The sequence below is a fragment of the Paenibacillus sp. FSL K6-2393 genome, assembly GCF_038002545.1.
GTDB lineage: Bacteria > Bacillota > Bacilli > Paenibacillales > Paenibacillaceae > Paenibacillus.
In genome coordinates this window covers 3,150,890-3,176,105 of sequence record NZ_JBBOCU010000001.1, presented here as the reverse complement: position 1 = coordinate 3,176,105, position 25,216 = coordinate 3,150,890, and the positions used below count along the sequence as shown (strand labels likewise).

25 protein-coding genes are annotated in these 25,216 nt (G+C 46.2%); 8 read left to right on the top strand and 17 right to left on the bottom strand.

Annotation, left to right across the window (positions count from 1 at the left end; genetic code table 11):
• Nucleotides 1-50: 50 nt before the first annotated feature.
• Entirely contained in the window at nucleotides 51-1,238 is a 1,188-nt protein-coding gene (locus MHI14_RS14185; protein WP_289389404.1) for an MFS transporter, read from the top strand.
• A gap of 120 nt (nucleotides 1,239-1,358) precedes the next feature.
• On the opposite strand, the gene MHI14_RS14180 is transcribed toward MHI14_RS14185, so the two are convergent.
• The 9 genes from MHI14_RS14180 to MHI14_RS14140 all read right to left on the bottom strand — a co-directional run bounded on the left by MHI14_RS14180 (nucleotide 1,359) and on the right by MHI14_RS14140 (nucleotide 12,406).
• Nucleotides 1,359-2,114: an SDR family NAD(P)-dependent oxidoreductase gene (locus tag MHI14_RS14180; protein WP_062834752.1), complete on the bottom strand. Its 756-nt coding sequence runs from the start codon at nucleotides 2,112-2,114 to the stop codon at nucleotides 1,359-1,361.
• Between the two features lie 331 nt (nucleotides 2,115-2,445).
• Nucleotides 2,446-4,173: a ubiquinone-dependent pyruvate dehydrogenase gene (gene poxB, locus MHI14_RS14175; RefSeq protein ID WP_133385094.1), complete on the bottom strand. Its 1,728-nt coding sequence runs from the start codon at nucleotides 4,171-4,173 to the stop codon at nucleotides 2,446-2,448.
• A gap of 256 nt (nucleotides 4,174-4,429) precedes the next feature.
• Nucleotides 4,430-5,191: an SDR family NAD(P)-dependent oxidoreductase gene (locus MHI14_RS14170; protein WP_133385095.1), complete on the bottom strand. Its 762-nt coding sequence runs from the start codon at nucleotides 5,189-5,191 to the stop codon at nucleotides 4,430-4,432.
• A gap of 159 nt (nucleotides 5,192-5,350) precedes the next feature.
• Nucleotides 5,351-5,656 carry a Dabb family protein gene (locus MHI14_RS14165; RefSeq protein ID WP_091029652.1) on the bottom strand — a complete coding sequence of 102 codons (306 nt, stop codon included), beginning with the start codon at nucleotides 5,654-5,656 and terminating at the stop codon, nucleotides 5,351-5,353.
• 439 nt (nucleotides 5,657-6,095) lie between these two features.
• Complete coding sequence (locus MHI14_RS14160) at nucleotides 6,096-6,347, bottom strand: type B 50S ribosomal protein L31 (RefSeq protein ID WP_062834756.1); 252 nt, start codon at nucleotides 6,345-6,347, stop codon at nucleotides 6,096-6,098.
• Between the two features lie 144 nt (nucleotides 6,348-6,491).
• Nucleotides 6,492-6,758, bottom strand: coding sequence for an HPr family phosphocarrier protein (locus tag MHI14_RS14155; RefSeq protein ID WP_026081056.1), 267 nt, complete (start codon nucleotides 6,756-6,758; stop codon nucleotides 6,492-6,494).
• A 165-nt stretch (nucleotides 6,759-6,923) separates the two neighbouring features.
• Complete coding sequence (locus tag MHI14_RS14150; RefSeq protein ID WP_249912551.1) at nucleotides 6,924-7,991, bottom strand: NAD(P)-dependent alcohol dehydrogenase; 1,068 nt, start codon at nucleotides 7,989-7,991, stop codon at nucleotides 6,924-6,926.
• Nucleotides 7,992-8,072: 81 nt separating this feature from the next.
• The gene (locus MHI14_RS14145) at nucleotides 8,073-10,220 is read right to left on the bottom strand and encodes an alpha-glucuronidase family glycosyl hydrolase (protein ID WP_341130563.1); all 2,148 of its coding nucleotides are present in this window, start codon (nucleotides 10,218-10,220) and stop codon (nucleotides 8,073-8,075) included.
• Nucleotides 10,217-12,406: a glycoside hydrolase family 52 protein gene (locus MHI14_RS14140; protein WP_339309655.1), complete on the bottom strand. Its 2,190-nt coding sequence runs from the start codon at nucleotides 12,404-12,406 to the stop codon at nucleotides 10,217-10,219. Before MHI14_RS14140 ends, MHI14_RS14145 begins: the two co-directional genes overlap by 4 nt.
• 221 nt (nucleotides 12,407-12,627) lie before the next feature.
• Here MHI14_RS14140 and MHI14_RS14135 point away from each other — a divergent pair, with 221 nt between their 5' ends.
• Nucleotides 12,628-13,539: an AraC family transcriptional regulator gene (locus tag MHI14_RS14135; protein ID WP_133385099.1), complete on the top strand. Its 912-nt coding sequence runs from the start codon at nucleotides 12,628-12,630 to the stop codon at nucleotides 13,537-13,539.
• A 31-nt stretch (nucleotides 13,540-13,570) separates the two neighbouring features.
• Here MHI14_RS14135 and MHI14_RS14130 read toward each other — a convergent pair whose 3' ends face one another.
• The gene (locus MHI14_RS14130; RefSeq protein ID WP_339309656.1) at nucleotides 13,571-14,974 is read right to left on the bottom strand and encodes an aldehyde dehydrogenase; all 1,404 of its coding nucleotides are present in this window, start codon (nucleotides 14,972-14,974) and stop codon (nucleotides 13,571-13,573) included.
• Nucleotides 14,975-15,064: 90 nt separating this feature from the next.
• Nucleotides 15,065-15,367 (bottom strand): ArsR/SmtB family transcription factor, encoded by a 303-nt coding sequence (locus tag MHI14_RS14125; RefSeq protein WP_091029636.1) that lies wholly within the window; start codon nucleotides 15,365-15,367, stop codon nucleotides 15,065-15,067.
• 272 nt (nucleotides 15,368-15,639) lie between these two features.
• On the opposite strand from MHI14_RS14125, the gene MHI14_RS14120 reads away from it, so the two are divergent.
• The 5 genes from MHI14_RS14120 to MHI14_RS14100 all read left to right on the top strand — a co-directional run bounded on the left by MHI14_RS14120 (nucleotide 15,640) and on the right by MHI14_RS14100 (nucleotide 19,758).
• On the top strand, nucleotides 15,640-16,317 hold the full coding sequence (locus MHI14_RS14120) for a GntR family transcriptional regulator (protein ID WP_133385983.1): 678 nt from the start codon (nucleotides 15,640-15,642) through the stop codon (nucleotides 16,315-16,317).
• A gap of 40 nt (nucleotides 16,318-16,357) precedes the next feature.
• On the top strand, nucleotides 16,358-17,425 hold the full coding sequence (gene uxuA / locus MHI14_RS14115) for a mannonate dehydratase (protein WP_289389412.1): 1,068 nt from the start codon (nucleotides 16,358-16,360) through the stop codon (nucleotides 17,423-17,425).
• Nucleotides 17,422-18,285 carry an SDR family oxidoreductase gene (locus tag MHI14_RS14110; protein ID WP_091029632.1) on the top strand — a complete coding sequence of 288 codons (864 nt, stop codon included), beginning with the start codon at nucleotides 17,422-17,424 and terminating at the stop codon, nucleotides 18,283-18,285. The genes uxuA and MHI14_RS14110 overlap by 4 nt, the downstream gene beginning before the upstream one ends.
• A 346-nt stretch (nucleotides 18,286-18,631) precedes the next feature.
• Nucleotides 18,632-19,360, top strand: a complete 729-nt coding sequence (locus MHI14_RS14105; protein ID WP_091029630.1) for a DUF421 domain-containing protein — start codon at nucleotides 18,632-18,634, stop codon at nucleotides 19,358-19,360.
• Nucleotides 19,361-19,386: 26 nt separating this feature from the next.
• Nucleotides 19,387-19,758: a DUF4363 family protein gene (locus MHI14_RS14100; RefSeq protein WP_091029627.1), complete on the top strand. Its 372-nt coding sequence runs from the start codon at nucleotides 19,387-19,389 to the stop codon at nucleotides 19,756-19,758.
• A gap of 115 nt (nucleotides 19,759-19,873) precedes the next feature.
• Here the strand turns inward: MHI14_RS14100 and MHI14_RS14095 are convergent, their stop codons facing one another.
• The 6 genes from MHI14_RS14095 to rpmG form a co-directional block, all read right to left on the bottom strand.
• Nucleotides 19,874-20,575 carry a M50 family metallopeptidase gene (locus tag MHI14_RS14095; RefSeq protein WP_091029626.1) on the bottom strand — a complete coding sequence of 234 codons (702 nt, stop codon included), beginning with the start codon at nucleotides 20,573-20,575 and terminating at the stop codon, nucleotides 19,874-19,876.
• Nucleotides 20,576-20,618: 43 nt separating this feature from the next.
• A complete protein-coding gene (locus MHI14_RS14090) occupies nucleotides 20,619-21,101 on the bottom strand; it encodes a hypothetical protein (RefSeq protein ID WP_249912545.1) in 483 nt (160 codons plus the stop codon).
• 164 nt (nucleotides 21,102-21,265) lie between these two features.
• A complete protein-coding gene (locus MHI14_RS14085) occupies nucleotides 21,266-22,420 on the bottom strand; it encodes a metal ABC transporter solute-binding protein, Zn/Mn family (RefSeq protein ID WP_341130562.1) in 1,155 nt (384 codons plus the stop codon).
• Nucleotides 22,407-23,300 (bottom strand): metal ABC transporter permease, encoded by an 894-nt coding sequence (locus tag MHI14_RS14080; RefSeq protein WP_249912543.1) that lies wholly within the window; start codon nucleotides 23,298-23,300, stop codon nucleotides 22,407-22,409. Before MHI14_RS14080 ends, MHI14_RS14085 begins: the two co-directional genes overlap by 14 nt.
• Nucleotides 23,246-23,953 (bottom strand): metal ABC transporter ATP-binding protein, encoded by a 708-nt coding sequence (locus tag MHI14_RS14075; protein WP_341130561.1) that lies wholly within the window; start codon nucleotides 23,951-23,953, stop codon nucleotides 23,246-23,248. The genes MHI14_RS14080 and MHI14_RS14075 overlap by 55 nt, the downstream gene beginning before the upstream one ends.
• A gap of 50 nt (nucleotides 23,954-24,003) precedes the next feature.
• The gene (rpmG, locus tag MHI14_RS14070; RefSeq protein WP_036613813.1) at nucleotides 24,004-24,153 is read right to left on the bottom strand and encodes a 50S ribosomal protein L33; all 150 of its coding nucleotides are present in this window, start codon (nucleotides 24,151-24,153) and stop codon (nucleotides 24,004-24,006) included.
• Between the two features lie 169 nt (nucleotides 24,154-24,322).
• Between rpmG and MHI14_RS14065 the strand changes: the two genes are divergently transcribed.
• Nucleotides 24,323-25,180 (top strand): stalk domain-containing protein, encoded by an 858-nt coding sequence (locus MHI14_RS14065; protein WP_133385105.1) that lies wholly within the window; start codon nucleotides 24,323-24,325, stop codon nucleotides 25,178-25,180.
• Nucleotides 25,181-25,216 lie beyond the last annotated feature (36 nt).

Below are 25,216 nucleotides of genomic sequence, written 5' to 3'. Positions count from 1 at the left end.
CTATATTTCTAAAAATATAATAATTACAATTAGAAAGAGGTTATGTTTCCATGTCTTCTTCTACGCTCAAAATCTATGTTCTTGCCTTGGTCAGCTTCCTTGTAGGAACGTCCGAATATGTCATTGCCGGCATTTTGGATCGCATTGCAGATACCATGAATATCTCTTTAATCGCTGCCGGACAGCTCATTACGATTTTTTCACTCGTATATGCGCTAGGTACACCTGTCATTATTGCACTGACTTCGCGCTGGGACCGTCGCAAGCTGTTGCTATACTTCCTCGGTCTATTCGTTGTGGCTAATGTTCTTGCCTATCTGTTGCCGGGTTATGGACTGTTCGTCGCAGCACGCGTGTTGATGGCTTTAGGGGCGGGCGTTGTTGTTGTCACGGCATTAACGGTTGCTTCCCAAATAGCGGCTGAGGGCAAACAAGCTAGTGCAATCGCCACAGTAATCACTGGATTTACGGCTTCTTTGATTGTTGGCGTTCCTCTCGGAAGGCTTGTGGCTGCATCTTGGGATTGGAAGCTCGTTTTTGCCGGTATCGCCGTTCTTGGCATTCTCGCCATGCTGGTGATCGCGGCCGCCATTCCGCCTTCCAAAGCAGAAGCGCCTGTTCCGCTGAAGAATCAACTGTCTTTGCTCAAACAGCCACGAATTGTACTGGCACTGCTGGTGACCTTTTTCTGGTTAGGTGGGTATTCCATTGCCTACACGTATATTTCACCTTACCTTGTATCCATTTCAAGAATGAGCGAAGCACTACTCAGTTCAGCTTTACTCGCATTTGGCATAGCAAGTCTGATCGGTTCAAAAGTTGGAGGATTCAGCGCTGACAGATGGGGTGTCAAACGAACACTGATCACAGGCATGACGTTGCATATCGTGAGTCTGCTTCTGTTGAATATAACGGCAAGCTCTCATCTCGCTGTCTTGCTTGTTCTGATTTTGTGGTCTTTTGCCGCGTGGTCCTCGGGTCCAACTCAGCAGTATAACCTCGTGACTATGGCTCCCGAATCCTCAGGTATTATGCTTAGTCTGAATAGTTCGGTCATGCAATTAGCTATGGCCGCCGGAGCAGGGATTGGTGGCATCGCAGTAAGCAGCGTCTCATTGTCATCCATCACCTGGATTGGGGCTGTCGGGGTCGTTATTGCCGTTATCATCGTCATAAGTTCGTACCGTTCAGCATCTACGAAAAGTAAACAAACCAATGCATCACACAACGTTGCCTGATATGGATTCGCAGTACTATGCGTAGTATAAAAGAGAAATTAAAAAGAGAGGCTCTGTACGCATACAGTGACCTCTCTTTAAACATTTTAACAGCTATTTTATTGCCGATAAGCTGAACTCTTATTGGGCCGTAACTGCACCATCGATCGGATATACTGCACCATTAATATACGGCGCTTCATCTCCAAGCAGGAAGGAAACCAGGTTAGCGATCTCTTCCGGTCTGCCAAGGCGTCCAGATGGAATGCTATCAACGGTTGCCTTGAACACTTCAGGGTTGTCTTTACCAAACTGAACAACCATCGGCGTCTCAATTGTACCTGGAGCAATCGCATTTACACGAATGTTGTCCTTGCCATATTCAATTGCAGCTGTGCGGGTCAAACCCACCACGCCATGTTTGGTTGCTGCGTAAGGTGCAACCGCGGGTACACCAACAATACCGGCTGTGGAGGCTGTATTTAGAATGGAACCTCCACCTGTTTTGAGCATTTCAGTAATTACATACTTCAACCCGTAGAATACACTTCTCAGGTTAATATCAATAATCTGGTCAAACTGCTCAATCGTATGTTCAATCAGCTTGATCCCAGGACCTGCAATCCCTGCATTATTAAAGAACATGTCGATTCGTCCGAACTCTTCGACTGCTTTTTTCACATAATTCTCAACTTCAGGTGCTTTACTCACATCTGCTTGTACAAAAATAGCTTTACTTCCCAGCTTCTCAATCTGCTTAACGGTTTCAAGACCTGTCTCTTCGACAAGATCCACAACGACAATGGATGCGCCCTTCTCAGCCAGCTTTAGCGCTGCTGCTTGGCCCAATCCACTTCCTGCTCCAGTAATAATGGCTACTTTTCCTGCGTGACTCATGTTGATCTCCTCCATGTGTGTGTGTCATCTTGTGATTGGATCGATGAATACGATATGAAACGTACGTACATGCAATGATGCAATATGTAGGTCAAAAATGGCATAAAACCTTCCTGACTTTACCTATTCTAATAGACTTTCGACATAAAAACAAATCATATAATATGTATTCATACTATATTACATGTCACATTTTCAGCATTCTATTCAAGAAGCACGCAACGATAATGTCTTGTCACGTGCTCCTCTTTTACCTCTTTTACATAAACAATACTTTGAAAGTCGGTATCTCTACAACTTCACACGGTGCATTTCCGCTTTATCGAAACGGCTATCTTAGCAGATTGGTTTTTGCTAATTCAATAATTTCGTCCCCGCGTCCGTTCAGCACGGCTTTCATCATCCATAACGTGAATCCTTCAGCCTGTTTGATATCAATCTTCGGAGGTAAAGACAATTCCTGACGGTTCACCACCACATCAATCAGTACAGGACCATCATGCTGAAGCGCACGCTGCACAGCTCCTTCAAGTTCACCCGGATCTTCAACCCGAATACCTTCCATGCCCATGGCTTGAGCAACCATCGCAAAGTTGGGATTTACAAGCTCTGTTCCCGATTCCAGGAATCCGGCAGCTTTCATCTCCAACTCAACAAAACCGAGTGCTCCATTATTAAACACCACAACTTTGATCGGCAGATTATGCTGTTTCAGTGTCAACAGATCACCCATCAGCATCGTAATACCACCATCACCCGATAACGAGATGACTTGTCTGCCTGGATCAGCGACCTGAGCACCAATTGCTTGTGGAAGGGCATTGGCCATCGTACCATGACTGAATGAACCAAGCAGCCTGCGGTTGCGGCTCATCTCGATATAACGGGCCGCCCATACTGTCGGAGTACCGACATCACAGGTGAAGATGGCATTTTCAGCTGCGGCATCACTAATAACCTTGGTCAGGTACTGCGGATGGATGGGCTTTTTACCCGGTTTTCCAACGGCCAGCTCGTCCAGATCTTTGCGTACTTTCACATAACGATCCACACTTTTACGCAAATGTTTGTCACTGTGTTCCTCTGTCAGATAAGGAAGCAAAGTTTCAATGGTCGCTTTCACATCCCCACATACGCCGTAATCCAGCTTCGTGCGCCGACCCAGATGGGAAGATTGAATGTCGACCTGAAGGACTTTCGCATCTTCGGGATAGAATTGACGATATGGGAAATCCGTTCCCAGCATCAGTAGTACATCACAGTCCATCATGGCATGATAACCGGATGAATACCCAATTAGACCCGTAAGACCCACGGAATAGGGGTTGTCATACTCCAAATATTCCTTGCCTCGTAGTGCAATAACCATCGGGGATTTCAAGCGATCACAGAGCTGCATAAGGGGCTCCCGAGCGCCCGCGCAGCCTGCACCGCACAATAACGTAATTTTTTTGCCTTGATTCAGATACTCCGCCAGTTTCACGAGTTCCGGCTCAGAAGGATGTACCACGGGGTTGGTTGCGTGATACACATGCTCAGGCACAGGAAGATCCGCTGCTTCAAGTCCTGCTACATCCCCCGGCAATACAACGACGGACACACCTGAACGTGCGACTGCTGTCTGAATGGCCATCGTCAGAGAACGCGGCATCTGTTTTGCTGTTGTAATGACTTCACAATAATCACTACATTCCTGAAACAGATACTCCGGATGCGTCGCCTGAAAATATTCACTGCCAATCTCGTCACTTGGGATATGTGCAGCGATAGCGAGTACAGGAACACGATTGCGGTGACAGTCGTACAGACCATTAATCAGATGCATATTACCAGGACCACTGCTACCTGCGCAGACAGCGATACTTCCACTGACCTGAGCGTCCGCCCCAGCAGCAAATGCAGCTACTTCTTCATGACGTACATGAATCCACTCGATCTTGCCCGAACGACGAATGGAGTCGAGTACCGCATTCAAGGAGTCTCCAACAATGCCATATATGCGTTTGATGCCAGCGTTCAATAAGGATTCAACCAGAACGTCCGCGACTGTTTTTTTCATAAGTGATGGGTCTCCTTTAATTGCTCATTTTGATTATGTTTCCACTCTGTTAATATACCTATTCTTATACCCCAATCTTTCGAAAACCGAACCAACTCATATGTATGTCTGGATATATGAAACAAAAAACTGCCCCTTGAACCGTTATTTCATTGTTAGCAAAATGCCAAAAAATCCGCTTGTCGAATGACAAACGGATTACGGTTAAACTAGGTTTATTGTTATTTCATGTGGATTCCCGAATCCAAATTAGACACTAGATAGCAGGCATCACATTGCCACCACTTACAGGGATGTAGGCACCCGTAATAAATGACGACAGATCCGAAGCGAGAAAAGCTACCGCATTGGCAATTTCTTGATCTTCACCCCTGCGCTTCAGCGGCACGGTACGCGTATATGCCTCATCATGTCCAGGCTCACTGGACCGATCACGTTCACTAATTGTCCATCCAGGTGCAACCTGGTTTACGGTAATCTGATACTCGCCAACCTCCTTGGCAAGTACGCGATACACGCCATCCATTCCACGCTTACCAGCGGTGTAGGCCGATTGGTGAGCGAAGTTTTGCATTGCACATTCCGTATTGATACCAATGAAGCGACCGGCTCTGATACTTTGCATATGTGGAATGAAAGCTTTGGCAAGATACACACTCTGCATGACACAGGATTCGAACTGGCTCAAGTAATCTTCAGGAGACTGTTCCAACACCGTTGTCCATTCATATTGAATGACTGCATTGGCAACAACGATATCCACTCCGCCGAGGACAGACTGAATTTCATCACGCATCCGAAATGCTGTATCCTGCTTTGTAATATCCCCCTGTACAATTACAGCCTTACGACCGAGTGCTTCAATCTCACCTTGAAGCTCCCGAGCCTTGGTATCATTATTTATGTAATGTAGAGCCAGATTGGCGCCACAGGCTGCCAACGTGCGGGCGATGACTCTCCCCAGTTGTCCGGTTGCGCCTGTAACCAGAGCCGTTTTTCCTGAGAGATCCAATTGCATAACAGCGAAAACCTCCTAGAATTCATTTGGTCGAAATAGTCGAAAACGATTTCGAAATGTGTTATTTTTGTTTATTAATTACGCATTATTCAGAGGGATATACAGCATTGTTCAATGCTGTATATGGTAGTTCAACCTTTTTCCTATATGTGGAGACTATTAATTATGATGTTGAATGAGATCAATTTCCTGGAAGCGACTGACTTCCTTTTCCCAACGATCTTCTACATATTGACGGTGAACCGGGTGATTGTTGTATGCATCATACGCAGCCTGATCTGCAAAGACCATCGAGAAGCTGTAGTCAAACTCATTCTTTTCACTTACCTGTCTCAGAACCTGAAATTGCTCTACCCCAGGAATGACAGCCAGTGCATCCGAACTTTCCTTTAAAAAGGCTTCTGCCTCCGGTGTATCTTTACCCGCGTAAAGTGTAAACGTTACCATATGTGTGATGCTGCTCATCTCTATTTCCTCCTCCAATATGTTCTTACTCTGTTTCCTAGTGTACATCCGAATGTGTTGTAAGCGCAATAATTGGCTGAATTAATTTTTATGAAATGGATATTTCTATATAAATTGAACTAAGGAATATTTACACTGGTCACTTCGATGACAGAACAACCTTCCGATCGCTGTTATCCCCAGATTTTTTCGATTCCTTCTATAAAGGTTAAATCCGGGGATAAAGGCGAGTTTATGCTTACGAAGTAGCTTTCCATAGAAAGCTTTTAGCTCCGCTTCTTCAGTTTCTTTCTGTCCTCTCCGTTTTGTGTAAATTTTATCTCAATTTATATAGTTACAAATATTAATTTCAAGTAAAATTCACTAGCCTTTACCCTGAATATATACACAAAAAAACCTCAGGACAAATCCCGAGGTTTTTTGTAATGTATGGACAAACTTATTTGTTGATGTTGTATTTACGGTTAAATTTATCAACACGGCCACCGATATCCACGTTTCTTTGTTTACCAGTGAAGAACGGGTGGGATGCGGAACTAGTGTCCACACGGATTACTGGGTAAGAGTTACCGTCTTCCCATTCCATAGTTTCGTTAGAGAACTTCGTGGAAGAACTCAGGAATTTGAAATCAGCACTTGCATCGTAAAAAATTACGAGTTGTGTCTTTGGATGGATGTCAACTTTTGGCATAATCTATTTACACTCCTTTAATATGGGTACTTCTTTAGAATCAAACTAAATTTTATTATACTCTTTTTTTGGACAAAGTACCAGCAGGATTTGAGGAATAGCTAAAAAAAATATGATATCTGTGATTTTGCACCTAATCAGGTGTTACGCCGTCCCTTTCTCCAGTACATTCAACATGTACTCCAAAGCCTCCAGTTCATCCCTGCCCCTTGTCTGTAATCTGACAACACTACCATATCGAATGGGAAGTAACGCCATTCCAAGCAGGCTTTTGACATCTACACGATGCTCATGCTCAGACTCCATATACGACAAAATAATATCCGAGGAAAAACGTGACGCTTGAGAAGATACCGACATCAGATCATCCCGATGAAAATCAGCGTGTATCATAAATTCATGTACTCTCACAACCTTCAGTTCCTTTCGCTAAGTACTTATTCACCAATATGGTGTGTATCCATTTATATATTAAAATCTTCATGAATTATACCATGTTATGGGAGCTTGACCCATACTTTTTTGCAAAAAAACAAAAAAAGAGTCCTGAACCGCAGGACTCTTTCCAGGCTGTTCTTACATACCGTTTGGATATACCATGACCTTCAGACTGCCGCTTTTATTGTGTAATGCGCGCTCCATCGCTTGCTGTGTCTCTTCGAGTGAATAACGATCTGTAATCAGGGACATCACGTCATGCTGACCGGAGCTCAGGAACTCAATTCCTGCCGGATACGTATTGGCATAACGGAATATGCCATAGATATCAACTTCATTGTCCGCAATAAATGGAACATTGAGTGCGATCTCGTCCTGTGCAGGCAGGCCCACAATCGCAAGTTTGCCTCCACGTCGAAGTGAATACAGAGCAGATTGTAGCGCCTTTGGATTCCCCGCTGTTTCCCATGCGGTATCCACACCCACACCACCTGTTAACTCGCGAATCACAGCCAGCGCATCTTCATTACGCACATTAATGGTATGAGTGGCACCCATGCGGCGAGCGGCTTCCAGCCTAACTTCCTCCAGATCGGTTACAATGATCTTCTCTACACCGAAAGATTTGGCAGCAGCCACGGCCATGAGTCCAACGGGACCCATACCCATAATCGCCAGGGTTGTACCCGGAGCCAGTTTGCTGCGGCGTGCAGCGTGAATACCAACAGAGAATGGCTCGTTCATAGCTGCTTCCTCATAAGACAGATGATCCGGGATCGGGAATACCATATCTTCACGTATCACCATGTATTGTACAAATGCCCCATCCACCGGAGGGGTCGCTAGAAATTGTACATCCGGACACAGGTTATAACGACCTTCCTTGCATGCCGAGCAACGCCCGCAAGTCACCCCAGGCTCAATAGCAACCCGATCCCCTGTTTTCAGACGTGATACGTTCGAGCCAACAGCAGCAATGATCCCCGCACACTCATGACCCAGAATGATCGGTTTCTCCACCACAAATCTGCCAATACGTCCATGTTCAAAATAATGCACATCCGAGCCACACACCCCAACAGCCATCACCTGGATTAACACCTCATTTGCTGCCGGTTGCGGGACGGGTTGTTCCTCAATAATGATGTGTCCTGGCTCTGTCATGACAGCAGCTTTCATGGTCTCGGGCAGTTGATGTTGTCCCATACGGTTCTCCTCCTCATGTATGTCCATGCTGTCTATTCTACAACAAAGAAAACAAGGTATCTTCTATCTTCATATCACCAATCAATAGATTGTTCGACCTTGTTCATCCGCAATGCCGCTCTTCCGATAGAAGTACGTATTGATCATGTCTCGCCATTCCTTCGCATGTTCGGCCTGACTGTCCTGTAATGAAGCAACTTTACTGAAAATAACCGGGTCGATTTTACCCTCCAGCCCTCTCCATGTCTCGGCTAAGGCCTCTGCCTGCGCAACACCTTCAAAGTGTGTATCATAAATATGCTGAATGACCGTTTTACCCGAATGCAGAACATGGGTGTACGGCACGTGATGGAAAAATAAGATCAGCTCATCCGGACAGGTGTCTACGGACTCATAACGATCAGCATTCTCAGGGTGATACTGTGAAGTGTATCCTGTACCGCTGTTCACGGTTCGATCTACACCAATACCATGACAATCGGCAAAGTGATACGTTCCCCATTTGGAATACTCGTATCCATCTACATTCGGCCCGTAATGATGTTCCGGATTAACCATCCAACCTACACCGAGAGGCGCCGTATAATTCTCATAGATATCTAGTGAAGTCAAAAGCATGCCCGTAACCTGCCGCACAACTTCGTCTTCATGTCCAAATGTGAGTCTCACCCACTCATCGGCAATCTCTTCCGCGGACAGCTCCGGGTTCCACGCAAGTCTTCCGTATCCATATAGATTCGCCTGCGCGAGTGGATGTCCTGTCCAACAGGCATCTGCACCAATATTGGATACTGCGGCGAAGCCACTGTATGGTCGTTTATACAGAGAACCGTCCGCGATTCGCTTGATCTCTGAACCTTCGCCTTTGGCGTATGTGTCAAAGTCCAATACTTCTTTCCACTGGGGAACCAGATAACAGAGATGACGTTGTTGCCCGGTATACTCCTGTGTAATTTGAAATTCAATCACCTGATTGGTATTTTCCATGGCGCCGAACAGCGGGGATACCGCCTCTCTCACCTGAAAGTCCATCGGCCCGTTTTTGATCTGCAAAATGACATTGTCGGCAAAACGTCCATCCAGCGGCGTAAAGTGGTCATATGCTGCACGTGCACGGTCAGTGGAACGATCCCGCCAGTCCTGCTTGCAGTTATAGACAAAGCAACGCCAGATGACCAATCCACCGAATGGCCGAAGGGCTTCAGCCAACATGTTCGCACCATCGGCATGATCACGGTTATACGTGAATGGTCCCGGACGATTCTCGGAGTCTGCTTTGATCAGGTAACCACCAAAATCCGGAATCGCTGCGTACACCTTGGCCGTTTGAATGTTCCACCATTCCCGTACCTGCGCATCCAGCGGATCAGCCGTACGTAATCCACCAATCTCAATCGGACTCGCGTAGTTGGCGCTCAGGAACAATCGAATGCCATATGCTCTGAATTCAGCGGCAACTTTCGCCACATCACTAAGATAACGTTCGGTCAGAAACAGACTCTCACGGCGGTGTACATTGACGTTGTTGATCGATATGGCATTGATACCCGTCGAAGCAAGCAGGCGTGCATAATCTCTGATACGTCCCAAGTCCAGCGTAAATTCCCCGTTATCATAGAAAATGGATTCTCCTGCGTAACCACGTTCAATGCTGCCGTCCACGTTATCCCACTGATTAATCATCCGTAGTGCATTGGTAGGCTGCTCTGTAATGAAGCTCCACTTACTCACAGCGTCATCCGCCTTACTTGCAATTCCTTGATCCATTGTCAGTTCCCGAAGCAGATGAAATGCACCATACAACACACCTTGGGGAGTCTCTGAACCAATGACCAGTACACCCTCGGTCTCGTTCTCACGAATGATGTACCCTTCTCCTTGAACAGTTGAACGCTCTTTCTCACTGAACGAACCAGCCACCGAATTGCTTCCTGTCCAAGTACCGATTCGTATCGCGGGAGCGGAAGCGTTATTGTCCCGCTCACTTTGCTGAGTATCAGACAGATGACTGACCGACGGTTTCACGCCATACAACTTCTCCAGTCCTCGTGAAAGTTCGGTCAGAGCTGTTGTGATTACTCCATGGTTCTCTTCCGCGAGTATCAGCTTGCTCCACGCAGGAGCCGTCTTTTGGGCAAGTCCATTCGCTCTTGGCAATTCGGAGTGATACCCCAGCCACGCATCGTACTGTGGACCTGACAAGGCAGTTTGAACGACGGATTGGTTCATTGTACCGCCTCCTTACTGGCATAGATCTGCGTAAGGTGATTCCCTTTTCCTTCGAGTAACCATAGAATCGACGTTACACCACGCGGATAGTACTTGCTGCCAACCGCCACACCTGACAGGATCTGGTCGCTCCAGCACCAGTAAGATTCCTCCGGATGCAGCAGCCAGTTGACATGCGCCGCGTCTGCTGCCTTGCCTGTCTCATCCCATTCCACATCTAGCAGCTCTCTAGCGATAAACTGGGACAAATAGATTTTGCTTAACCACGAGTTATTACTTGTTGAGGACAGTTTCCAGCCTCCATCTTCGAACAGGCATGTTCCCGGTACAAGAACCGTCTTCAGATGAGTTTGGAGTGCTTTCAGATAAGGTCCAAACCGACCATTGACATCCAGTGCTGCTTCACAGCCTGTAAAGTACGGGAACACCAGACCTTCAATTGCCGGAATGATTCGAGAATCATTATTTTCTGCAATAACAGCTGGAATGTAGCCGCCATCAGTCAACTGTGCAGCAATACTGGCAGCGCAGCGATCCGCTTGAAGACCTGCTTGATGTGACAGATCGGCCAACTTCTCCGTTGCGAACAACTTCTCCAATGCAACATAGACCGCCCAGCATTTGCCCGCCAGATAGATATTGTTGCGAGACTGTCCAAGTGACACATCCAGGCTGTCGTAGGTTGTAATCTCCGCTCCACCTTGAGTACGGCTGCTATCCAGACCCATCAGACCGTTACGCTGCTCAGCGTCGGGATGGTCACGATTAAGCATACTTTCGAAGCAATCCTGGATAACAGGCAACATGTTTTTCACAAAAGCTTGATCCTGTGTCTGTTCAATGTACACTGTCGCGCAGCAGAGCCAGTTCACCAGTTCTTCGTGACTCATCTGTGAGAAGCAGTCGTCAATGCCAACCAGTTCATATGCCGAGTGTCCAGGGCGTGAGAACACATTGGCAACACCAATATCATGGGTAAAGGTAATTCCCCCCGGATATAACTTTTCTTCCCCCGGGAAACGAACCTGATCCGTATAACTGTATCTTTTCACAAACCACTCCAGCTCATTACGCACCGTCCATGGATTCAAGGCAAGCTCGAAGTACAACTGATCAGCTGTCAGATCAAGTGTGTTCATCATCCGATACTCCCCTTCGTTCACCACCCAGAGTGGCTCACCATCGGCATCCAGCAGTTGAGTACTGGCATAATAGCTGTGAATGGAATGAGCCAGCATGAATGATTGATCTTCGGTCAAAGCAGCCGATCCAAGGCGCTGTTCAACCTCTCCACAGGATGCGGTCAACTCACTGAAGCGTTGTAGTGCATACTCTCCTGCTGCCTGAATATCGGAGAAGTACCGCGTATACCAATACGTTGTGTCCATTCCAGTCGTCACAATGCCCCCACGATAGAAACATACTGCGAATTGATACGTACGTTTCTCTCCAGCCGGCACCTCCATCAGTAGTGCAGCGGTTGAGCCAAGTCCAAATGCCAAATTCTCCCGATGTTTCTCCTGCAAGAGCTTCTCCAACGTAAATCCGCGTGCGGGCCACAGTCCGTCATCTGCTGACATAATTGCTGTAAGTCGACCTTGTCCCACACCTGTGATGGAGCCACCTTCCGGTCCCCCAATCAGACGCATCGCAGAGTACGGATCATTGCCCTGATAGCCAAAGTAGGCTTTGCGTGGTTGTTGACCTTGCGTATTGTCAATCGTCATCTCAACCAATACGGCAGGTACGAGTGCATCCATTAATTCTTCGCGATCCCCATTCGTTGGATCAGGTACTGGACGTACAGGCGAGTAGATACGGAACGTCAGATCTCCAGCAGTCCACGTATCCGTACCTGAGGTGAATTCACGGGTAATATCTTCATCGCGAAAAGCTGTAATAAGAGGTTGTGGAACTTTGGATGCTGTTGTCGACGCCGGGTCCCCATTCTCCAACTTCTCTACATCATAGCGGCTGCTCTCATCCTGGGAAGCTTCATAAAAAGGAAGTGCCTGATAATTGTCGCCATCGCGAGATTGTAATCCAATATATACATTCTGGTCTGCCGGCTTGCCAAGTTCAAGACCCAGCCCGCCTTTGGCTCCTTTGTATCCCAGTGTAAAACTCGCAAAAGCACCAATCGGTGCGTGATGTGCATTATAAAAGATGGATTTGGATGTGCTCACGAATCATAACCCCTCTCAAAATGGTTTGCATGCGTTTTCATTAGCCCCATCCTAACACGTGGTTTCACCTCAGACCATGATCAAATCAATCGGATATTTACCCAAATCAAGCTGATAGACTATAATGGATTAAAGCGGTTACACAAAACCATTCCATTTGATATAAGTGCGTGTTCAAAATCGCACTTTTTGAACAACCTCTAAATAAAGGGGGATCTTCCATGTCTTCAACGTATTTGCCTCCTACTTTGGGAGAAAGTGTCCATGAAGTTTTTTATCCAGATGTGCAAACAACGGTTAATCTGTTCGCCATTCATTTACGCAGTGTCGGTACGGACTGGGATTATCCGGCGCATGAGCACCCTCAATATGAATTGAATTATGTCACGGAAGGCGAGCAACGCATGATGGTGAATGGTACCCTATACATTCAAAAGGCTGGCGAACTGCTCCTGATTCCTCCGGGAAGCATTCATTCCAGCCAGAGCCATAACGGCAAGGGATTTACGTATTTTTGCATGCATTTTGACATTGATGATCAGTTGTTCCTATCGTTGCTGGCACGCATCAAACAAGTGCGATTCAGTGCGGATAGTCCGGTTACACAGCAGATTGAGCCGGTTTTGCGCAAATTGATGTCATCTGCGGATGATGAAACAGCAAATACGATGGTACAGCGTATGCAGCTGCAATCTGCGGTATTTGAACTATTTGGCCATCTGTGGGAGGCGGTATCGCAAGAGGCAGCACAATGGTTTACCGACGGACACGAGAAGATTGAACTCGCCCACCAGATTCGTAATCGATTGCAAGGCCTGATGAGTCAGCAATTCAAACAGGGACACGAATCCAACGCTCACTATGGCATTGATGATATTGCAGCAGAGCTGGGCATCAGTTCTTCTCACTGTAATCGCGTGTTCAAGCAGGTGTTCGGTCAGTCTCCCCGTGCTGTATTGTCCCAGTTGGTTTTGCATGAAGCGAAGCTTCTTCTGGGCAATCCGAAGCTGTCTGTTCAGAATATTGCCGTCATGCTTGGTTATAAGGATATTGCTCATTTCAGTCGTCAATTCAAGCGCTGGTCCGGCATGTCACCATCCCGTTACCGACAGGAACAGCCTGCTCTGGAATAAGGTCCAGTAGCAGGCTTTTTGTCTTTCTTATTTATTTCAACAAACGCTTAATCAACTTGAGCTTGTTATCATACGGTGGATATAGAATCGGCAGATTCAACTTGGTGCTTTTTTTCAGTACACTTTTGAGATGAGAGAAGGTTTCGAAGCTGTACTGCCCATGATACGAGCCAACACCGGAATGACCAACACCGCCAAACGGCAGACGCGGATTCGCTACATGCGTGATGGTATCGTTAATGCAGCCGCCTCCAAAAGAAACTTCGCGCAGCACTTTGTCCTGAACCCGGGTGTCGGAAGTAAACAGATACAAGGCGAGTGGTTTCGGCCGCTTTACGATCTCTACAATAGCTTCATCAACGTTACGGTAGCTAATGATCGGAAGAATTGGTCCAAAAATCTCATCTTCCATCGTTGCTGCATCCCAGGACTCCGCATCAATCAGTGTAGGTTCAATAAAGCGATCTTCCTCATCCGAAGCTCCCCCATATATCACTTTGGCCTGATCCCGCTCAATCAAAGTCGTCAGCCGTTTAAAATGTCCCTTGTTCACGATTCGCCCATAGTCCTTGTTGTGCTGGATATCCGAACCAAAGAAGGACACAATCGCTGCTTTCATCTCCGTAATTAACGCTTCCTTCACGCGCTCATGCACGAGTAAATAATCGGGTGCGATACAGGTCTGTCCTGTATTGAGCAGTTTGCCCCATATAATGCGCTCAGCTGCTACTTTGATATCCGCCTGTTCATCAACAATGACCGGACTCTTACCGCCCAGTTCCAACGTAACGGGAACGAGATTTTTGGCAGCTGCCTCCATTACAATCTTGCCTACCGGTACACTGCCTGTAAAAAAGATATAGTCGAATGGCGCGTTAATCAGTGCTGTTGTTGTATCTTTAGCACCGTCAAGCACTTGTACGTATGCCGGTTCGAACACGCTCGCAATCATTTCACGTACAACAGCGGACACCGCAGGTGTATTCTCTGACGCTTTGAGCACGGCTGTGTTGCCTGCCGCAATAGCACCTACCAATGGTTCGATTAAGAGTTGAAATGGATAATTAAACGGTCCGATAATGAGAACTGCCCCGTAGGGTTCGGGTATGATATAACTTTTCGAACCAAGGAGTGCCATTTGCGTTTTCACTTTAACGGGCTTCACCCATTTATTCACTTTACGAATGGTGTGTGTGATGCTGTCCATCATAAATCCGATCTCGGTTGTGTAGGATTCAAACTCACTTTTGCCCAAATCCTGATAGAGAGCTTCAGTCAGTCTGGTCTCATACTTTTGAATCGCCTGCTTGAGTTGGTTCAGACGGGCAATTCGAGCTTCTGCCGATCGTGTGGCCCCGGAACGAAAGAATTGTCGTTGCTGCTCCAAAATCTGTTCAACTTCCTGACTGGTTACTTCCTGTATAGTCGTTGTCATATATACATACTCCTCTATTCATTATTGATCAAGCGTTTAAACTTACGAACCTATAAGGCACATGCAAAAGCATGTTTTATCACTATTAATCTACAGACACTCTTCTTCCAAAGCAGCTACCAGTTCCTTCAGCAGTTCCACCGATGCATTCAATGAAGCCGAATAATATCGCTGTGTGCCCTTCTGTTCCACAGATATGAGCCCCTTCTCTAATAACAGCTTGAGATGATGAGATATGGCTGGCCGGGATAGGCTGGAGTGTTCGGTAATTTCATTCACCGTCATTCTGCCCTTCTCGGTAAGTGTCAGCAAAATAGATTGACGATGGTTGTCACTTAATACTTGAAATAACGGGATACAGGTTTGAAAAACGCTGATCGCTTTTTGTCCCATGGTGTTCACCTCTATACTATTTCTTCTTCATTATTCTACGTATATTTTCTCTGTTTGATGTCTGTTGGTTTAAACATTCGAACCTAATAACTGAATTGTACTCTTCAATCACTTGAACTGCAAGTGAACCTTCAACTAAATTTAATATAATGTGGATAAAGCGCTTCCATACTACCATACAAGTATGGTAGTATATCAATGAAGGAGTTGAAGTTGTGGAATATACCCCAAAGTTATCATCCAAAGCCGGTTTGTTGCCTGTTGCGAGCAGTATGTCTTCCATGAATAATAAGCAATCTTACTCAACGCGAGATGTCGTTTACTTCACGCTGAAACAACTCATTTTGAGTCTAAAAATGCCTCCGGGAACAGCTATTTCCGAGAAGGAAATTTCGCTTGAGTTCCAGGTCAGCCGGACACCTGTTCGAGAAAGTTTTGTAAGGCTTGCTCAGGAAGGTCTGCTGGAAGTGTATCCACAGCGTGGCACATACGTCTCTCTGATTCAAGTCGATCTCGTTGAGGAAGCACGGTTCATGCGTGAACAGCTCGAACGAGCCGTAATCAGGCTCGCCTGCGAGAACTTTCCGAACGAACATATGGTAGCTCTTGAACAGAACCTTGCGTGGCAACAGGAATGCAGGGTCAAACCGGATGATGAACGAATGTTTCAATTGGATGAGGAATTCCATAGCACTCTTTTTGCAGGCTGCAACAAAAGCAACACCTGGACTGTTATCCAGCAGATGAATGTACATTTGAATCGAAGTCGCATGTTACGCCTGTCCTCGGACCACCAATGGGATCACCTAATTGAACAGCACCGGTCTATGGTCAAGGCCATTCAGCAGCATGATGCCGACACAGCAGAGCGACTGATGCAGGAACATTTGCATTTAACTGTCACCGATTTGGCTGTCCTGCAGGATACATATCCTTCCTATTTTCAATGACTGAATTTTTCTTCCTACTATTCATGATGAGGTGAACGTGATGAGAATGGTTTTTCGCTGGTTTGGCGAAGGCAATGATACGGTAACGCTGGATCATATCCGGCAGATTCCGGGTGTTGAAGGTATTGTGTGGGCACTGCACGATGTTCCTGCTGGCGAGGAATGGCCGATGGACAAAATACTCGCTGTCAAAACAGCAGCGGACAAGGCCGGATTACATCTGGATGTCGTTGAGAGTGTGAACATCCATGAGGATATCAAGTTGGGCTTGCCATCAAGGGATAAATACATTGCGAACTATATTAAAACGATGGAGAAACTTGCCCAGGTTGGTGTGAAGGTCATCTGTTATAACTTTATGCCCATCTTCGACTGGCTTCGCACGGATATGCACAAGGAAATGGAGGATGGCTCAACTGCCCTCTTCTATGAGCACAGTAAACTCGCAGATATAGAACCTCTGGAACTCGTTCGACGCATTACGGAAAACTCCGCACTCACCATGCCAGGTTGGGAACCGGAACGATTGCAGTATTTAACAGGTTTGTTCGAAGCCTACAAGGATGTAACCGAGGATCACATGTGGGAGCACGCACGTTATTTCCTGCAAGAGATTATGCCTACAGCCGAACGGCTGGGGATTCGAATGGCCATCCATCCGGATGACCCGCCATGGCCAATCTTTGGATTACCAAAGATTATTACGAATCAGGAGAATGTTCGGAAATATTTGAATCTTTATGATAGCCCTTACAACAGCGTGACGTTATGCAGTGGCTCTTTGGGAGCAAATGCTGATAATGACATTATCGGGATGATACACGAGTTCAAGGATCGGATTCCATTTGCCCACATTCGTAATGTAAAAATATACGATAACGGCGACTTTATTGAAACCTCACATCGCAGTCAGGATGGCAGTGTTGATATTGCAGGGGTTGTTGAGGCTTATCACGATATCGGTTATGAAGGTTATGCAAGACCCGATCACGGTCGTCATCTCTGGGGAGAACAGTGCCGACCTGGCTATGGACTCTATGACCGGGCTTTGGGGATCATGTATCTCTGGGGCGTCTGGGATTCCCTGCAAAGGAGGGCAAAAGCATGAGTGAACGTCAATATGAACGCTCATCTCGTCTCGAAGGCAGAACGGCTGTAATCACCGGAGGTGCTGGAGTACTATGCCGCTCCATGGCGGAAGAACTCGCTCGGCACGGTGCAAGTGTAGCCATCCTGAACCGCACCGTGTCCAAGGGGCAGGAAGTTGTAGCTGCGATTGAAGCTGCCGGTGGCAGAGCGATTGCTATTGCCTGTGACGTAACCCAGGCCGATAGTGTACAAGCGGCGGCAGATGCTGTACTGGAACAGCTTGGACCATGCGACATTCTGATTAATGGCGCCGGTGGCAATAACGCCAGTGCCAACACCACCAATGAAATTTTTAGATTGGAAGATCTGGAAAAGAGCGATGTCACTACATTTTTCGATGTAAGTGTAGAGGGATTTCGTCAGGTGATGGATCTGAATTTTGTCGGTTCTCTCATCCCCACTCAGATCTTTGCAAAACATATGATAGAGCGCGATGTTCCCGCTACTGTCATAAACATTTCTTCCATGAGCGCCCCATCTCCCATGACGAAAGTTCCAGCTTACAGCGCTGCGAAGGCAGCCATTAACAACTTCACGCAGTGGCTCGCCGTTCATCTGGCCGAATCCGGTATTCGTGTCAACGCTATTGCACCCGGATTTTTCCTGACCGAGCAAAACCGTAATCTATTACTGCAACCAGACGGCTCACCAACGGAACGTTCCAGTAAAATTATTGCGCATACACCCATGCGCCGCTTTGGCAAACCGGAAGACCTGCTTGGCACATTAATGTGGCTTGCGGATGAAAGACAGTCCGGCTTTGTCACTGGCACAGTCATTCCGGTAGATGGCGGATTTATGGCATATTCCGGTGTTTAACGATTTCTTACACAGACACTCCGATGAAAGAACAACCTTCCAATCGCTGTTATCCCCAGATTTTATCGATTCACTTCTCCGAAGGAGAAATCCGGGAATAAAGGCGAGCGCTTCGCTTTTTCAGGTTTTTTCTTTCCTCTCCGTTACGTGCAAATGAATCAGTTCAACTAATATAGAGAATTTATAGAGACCGAAGCTTGGGATACATACCCAGGTTTCGGTTTTTTGCGTTCAAGCATAAGATCATCCAGCATAGGAGAAGCTTGTTATAATGCATGTTCAAAAGCAAACTTTTTAAACAACCTCATAATACAGCTACGGTGAAATAAAGGAAGGTGATACATATATGATGGAAGAAACATGGGTTGTTGCCGTACGGTCTATTATTGCCTTTCTGACCCTGATCATCTATACAAGGGTGCTGGGCAAACAGCAGATGGGTAACTTGACGTATTTTGATTACATTAACGGCATCACAATCGGTTCCATTGCAGGTACGTTTGCAACCGATCTCTCGTCCAAGGCCTGGATTCATTTTGTGGCCTTGACCATTTTCACAATCATTACGATCATCTTTCAGTATATTACGCTGAAGAATCGCACCATCTCCAAATTAATGGACTCAGATCCCACATTGATCATCCAGAACGGTAAAATTCTCGAACAGAACCTGAGTAAAATGCGAGTCAAATTTGATGAATTGACCATGATGCTGCGGCAAAAGGATGTATTTGATATTACGACGTTAGATTATGCGATTCTGGAACCGGATGGCAGCCTCTCGGTTGTTTTGAAACCTGAGAATCAACCGGTAACCGCAAAAGACATGCATATGCACCCGCCGAAGAGCAAGCTGATGACCGAGATTATCATTGATGGCCTGCTGATTAAGCAAAATCTTGAGGAAAGACACAAAGATATTAATTGGCTCAGTGAACAGCTGAAAAAGCAAAACATTACGATACAGGATATCGCTTTTGCCGCCATATTACCCAATGACAAATTGTATGTGGACCTGTTCAAGGATAAGATCACCGAAAAAATCGATATGGGCGATTATGAGGGGCCTTTCTAAACTCTTTACATGAAGGAGGCGGTTGAATGAAAACGCGTTTCTGGCTGCTATATGTGCTTCCGATCTTCCTCATTCTTGTATTCGTTGCGATTATGGCTAGCGGAGCCTTTCTCAAAAAGCCCTTTGGCAACGATGATCGCTTGCTTGAATCTATACAAACGTTAGAGAAACAGGTTGAGGGAAAACAATGGACTGAAGCCAAGTCTCAAGTTAATTACGCAATGCAAGCTTGGGATAAGGTCGTTAACCGCATTCAGTTCAGTGTAGAGCGTGAAACGATATATGATATTCTGGGCACGCTTGCTCGGATCAAGGGCGGCGTTGCGGCAGAGGATGATAAGGCGATTATGGAAGAGATTTATTACTTTTATGTGTTATGGGATAATCTTGGAGATTAGGTTCCATGTGTTCAATATCAGACTCTAATATCAGATGTACGTCCAAAATTAAAAGGCACTCTCCTTTCATGAAGAAAGGAAGTGCCTTTTTTTGCTTTGTATACCTTTATAACCATTACGCTCTTCGTAATCCCCGAGACCGTGACGATCGCGAAGTGCTTTCTTTGCGGAAAAAGAGACCGAGTGCTCCCTTGGCACACCACAGCGCAAATAGAGCAAACAGCGTTCCCCAGAACAGTGCGGGAAGGAATGTCTGTTGAGCGAGATTCGCTGCATCCCCTGCCCGTGAAGGCTGAGTCCAGGACATAAATCCAACGTATACCGCACTAACAACCGACTCTTCCAGTGTAAGAAACGCCAGTAACAGATAATAGAACTTCACGATCTTGGCGCCAAAAATCATAATGACCACATTCAGAACGATAAACCCGGTCAGCCATAACATACCGAACTCTCCTCTTACATATAACAGGAGCGACACCAGAGCGACAGCCGTCATAATACCGAGTCCCCACATGTGCAAGCCTTTGCGGTATAAGTAAAACAACAGCCAGGCGAACAGTGATGCACTGATATATCCCGCCAGAGAAACCAGGATCGATCTGCCTGGCGTCAGCATGGAAGAGTAAGTTACACCACTATGATCAGCGTACAATTCAATGCGCAACACTTTACCTGACAATACCAGTGTCATTAGTGCATGACCGAATTCATGGATCATCGTATCCAGGTTACGGAACAAGGACGAAAATGGGATGAATCGTGTAAGAAAGACGGAGCCTAGTAGGAACAGTATCGTTTTGACCCACTTATTCAATCGTGCCATACCTCCTTTACCTTCAAGTAAACAAGCCTATTCTTTATACTACGCTTTTTTCACTCGATTCGTTTCGGCTTCCGAACTGTAAGGCGCAGTGCTCCATCCACCAGCAGAAGCTCCGATTGTGTCCAATGAAAAAAGAAGATAGGTCATATCGGCCTTTTTCAGCCTCTAGTGTAACGAGCAGTCGATTCCGCATCCGACGGAGAGCATAGTGCACGAATTGATCTGCAACCTCACTTTGTATCAGGGTAACATAAGCATAAAGGGAATGATCGACAGGTTCATCAAGCGGACTCACCCCTGCACATGAAAATTCCGTCCTCACGCCCACACTCTGAAGTATGGACAATGCGTTCACAAGCTCAGCATCAACTTCAACACCGTTCCAAATCTCTGTTTTCTTCGCGGATACCGTATGTTTATCACGTTCCGTCCAGTGCATCAGCTCCAGCTTCCGCCGTCTCCATAGATGGGCAGGCTGTTCACTTAACAGCACTTCATGTTCCTCATTTAAATTCATCTAATGCGTCCTCCTGTTATCCTTGATCCGGTCCCTTATTCAACAAAGAGAGAGCACATCCCTGTGCTCTCTGCTTTGCAAAAAGGCAAAGGAATGGCGATCCATTCCTCAGCATGTTGTATTATTGTACCTTTTTCGGTGAAAGGCATCAAACTGATCTTTTATTATTCGTTCAGCGCCAGTTTTAGAGCCTCCAGATTCTGTCTCATCACGCTAATGTAGTCCATTCCCGCCGCAATTTCTTCCTCGGTGAGTCCCTCAATCGGGTTCAATACAGCCGTCTTGGCTCCCACTTCACTTGCAATCGTCTCAGACACTTTGGATGAAACCAGTGTTTCGAAGAAAATTGTCTTCACTTGATGCTCTTTTGCAAAATCAATAACGGATGCCATCTGTGCTGCCGAGGGTTCTTGCTCAGGAGACAATCCTGCGATGGGCACCTGTTGCAATCCGTATTCCTGTGCAAGGTAGCCAAATGCAGCGTGTTGTGTGATGAAATCCTTACGTTTGCTATCCGTCACAGCCGCCTTGAAGTCTTGATCCAGTGACTCCAGTTGAGCAACATAGGCATCTGCATTTTGCTTGAACTGTTCAGCGTGTTCTGGAGCAGCCTGCGCTAATCCCGCTTCAATATTACGTACTTCTTTGACAGCCAATGCAGGTGACAGCCATACGTGGGGATCGAGTCCACCGTGATCGTGATCATGTCCTGCTTCTGCCTCGGCGTCATGATCGTGGTCGTGTTCTTCAGTAGTCGCTTCATCCGCATGATCGTGGTCGTGTTCTTCAGTAGTCGCTTCATCCGCATGATCGTGATCATGTTCTTCTGTAGTCGCTTCATTCGCATGGTCATGATCGTGGTCATGTTCTGTTGCCTCTGAATCTTCATGATGGTGATCATGCTCTCCACCTTCAAGCAGGTTGATGCCCTTGCTTGCTTCCACCTGAATGAGTGAAGCGTTGCTTAGACTTCCGGTGACCTGATCCATCCATGATTCCATACCCGCACCGTTGTATACAAGCACATCCGCTTTTTCAATGCTGGCAATATCTTGTGGTGTGGGCTCCCAATCATGGGGCTCCATCCCCGCTGGAACGAGGGTATGCACCTCAGCGAGATCACCTGCCACATTTTTGGTGAACTCATACATCGGGTAGAAGCTGACCTGCACGTTTAATTTTGCCGTTTTCGTCTCGACTGGAACAGAAGTGCCTGTCGAAGCTGTATTTGCATCAGAAGCGGATTTTTGTCCGCAGCCTGCGACGATAAGTGTAAGACTAAACAACAATCCGAGCGTAGCTTTTTTACTGAATTTCATGTGATGTATTCCTCCTAGAATGGTTGACCAGAATGACGTGCTGTGATTTCGTTTCTTTGCTATGACGCTTGCGGTTATATCGTGCAATCAGCTTTTGCGCTGATATTCCAGTCAATAGGATGACCAACAGGATGAGTGCAATTGTTCCTCCCGGTGGTGTATTTAGATGGTAAGATGTTGTAAGCCCGCTAAAAATACCGATTAATCCTGTAATTACCGCAACAATGATGGCTGCTGTAAAACTGCGAGACACTCTCAGTGCCAAGGCAGCAGGTAATACAATGAGAGCAGACACCAGCAACACACCGACGATCGGCATGGCTGAAGCTACAGTCATTCCTGTCAGAATGGCAAATGCAAACGATAAACCTTTTACCTGAACGCCCCCAATGGAAGCTGTCTCTTCATCAAACGTAAAGCTATAGAGCGGTCTTCGGAGCAGGATGAAAAAAAGTAAACCCATGACACATACTCCTGCCATCATCCACAACTGTATATCGCTAACCGCAACAATAGATCCGAATAAGTATGAGCTGAATGTCTTGGACAGATTGGTTTTGAGACTCATCAACACTACAGCAAGAGCCAGCCCCGAAGTCATGATGATTGCCACAGGTACCTCGCTGTAGGTTCGGTAACTTCGACGCAGTTGTTCAACCAGTAATGCACCGATAATTGCAATGGCGAATCCGCAGATCACCGGGTTAAGATTCATGACCGAACCGAGCGCAACCCCTGCAAGTGAGACATGGGATAACGTGTCTGCCATTAGTACCTGCCGCCTGAGCATCAGATAGACCCCGAGAATTGGAGCGATGACTCCAATCAGTCCACCTGCCCAGAAGGCACGTTGCATGAATTCGTACTCAAACACTGCCATTCCTCACTTTCTTGCAGCTCCAGAGTAATCGTTCGGTCCAATCGATCTCCCATCTCTTCCAGTCCATGAGTAACCATAATAATAGTTATCCCATGAGCATCAACATAGTGGCGCATCAGATTGTAAAATCCTTCACGGCTGTGGCGGTCCATCCCCGTTGTTGGCTCATCCAGTACCAGAACCTGCGGTTGCCCAGCCATAGCTCTTGCAATACAGATCCGCTGCTTCTGTCCACCGGACAGCTCACCGACGCGTGTATTCCGATATTCCCACATGCCAACTTCCCGCAGACTGCGTTCAACGATGGCATCCTGCGTTGCTGTGAATCTGCGGAATAATCCCAACCTGGTGTAACACCCGGACCGGACCAGTTCATTCACCGTACTGGGAAATCCACTATTAAACGATGCCACCTGCTGGGGCACATAACCGATATTGGACTTGTTCCCACGTTTCAACTGCGGATTCATATGTATCGTGCCACTCCAGGGCTTCAATAGCCCTAGTAGCAGCTTTAACAGGGTCGTTTTGGCAGAACCGTTGGGACCTGTGATGCCTATGAACTCTCCCACATGGATATCCAGTGACAGTTGATCAATGACCGGCTCTTTGCCATATCCAAATACAACATCACGCATGGAGGATAGTATCATGCCTCTCCCTCTTTTCGTAAATATTACGATTTAAAAATAACAAAAAATTTTTATCTGGTTTCCCGGTGGATCGTCATTTTCTTCAAACGTGGGGAGTACTTCTTCATCTCAAGTCTCTCTGGATGGTTACGTTTGTTCTTGGTTGTTGTATAGTTGCGGTCCCCGCACTCGGTACAGGCTAAGGTTACAATGACTCTCATGGTTGTTGCCTCCTCTTATTTAATCGTAATTATTACTATTTAATGATATTAGTCTATAGCTTTTCTTTTGTCAACTCCATATCTGTTACAGTAAAATTTTGTATGCATAATATAATTTCATATGATATACTGCTTTGGTATCATTATACTTTACCTACGGAGGAACTAGATGAAGATCAAAAAATCAACTTTTATTGGGTCATTGGTAGCATGCAGTTTGGCTTTCGGTGCCCTGGGTGTAGCAGCTTCAAACGGAATTCAAGATATTGAAGCGGCACTCGACAGCAACATTAGCTTTAAAGTAAACGGTTTGTCTTGGACACCCAAGAATGAAGCTGGAGACAAACTGAATGCACTGGTATATGACGGTGATGTTTACTTGCCTGTAAGTACCACAGCAGAAGCACTGGGAGCCAACGTATCTCTGAATGTTAGCAACAAAGTTGTAAGTATCACTAATTCAGGTAGCGGTAAGCCAAGCAGTTCGAGTAGTAATAACAGCAGTACAGGTGCCAAAGGTTCTGAAGATTCAAGTAAACCAAGTAGTTCAAGTAACTCAAGCACTTCTGGCTCAATCAAGATGACTGGAACTGACGCTCAGATGATAGTCAAATTGCAAAAAGAATCTTTAACATTGATCAAAATGTATGGTAAAGCACTTAAAACAGGTAGCACTAGTGAATTTGATAAATACATAGATGCTAAAGTTATTGAAAATCCCGAGATCGACATTTTTGATCTGGGTAAGCAATCCCAGAAAGATAAATTTAAGACTACAGTCAAAGGTATCATTGCAGCAAATGATAAAAAAACGCTGACTAAATATGCAGATCAGTTGATTAACATCAAATCAGCTGATTTTAAAGTGATTGCAATGAACGATAAAACCAAAACAAGACACAGTTACAAAGCCATTTATTATCCACAAGGATGGACGGGTTCCTATGGAGTGTACCTTACCTTTGTGTTTAGTCCGCAAAAAAGCGGCAACGGTGATTTTTATCTTGGCGATTTGTACTTTAGCTAAAGTCCTTAATACAATATAATCATTGATCTTCAGGGG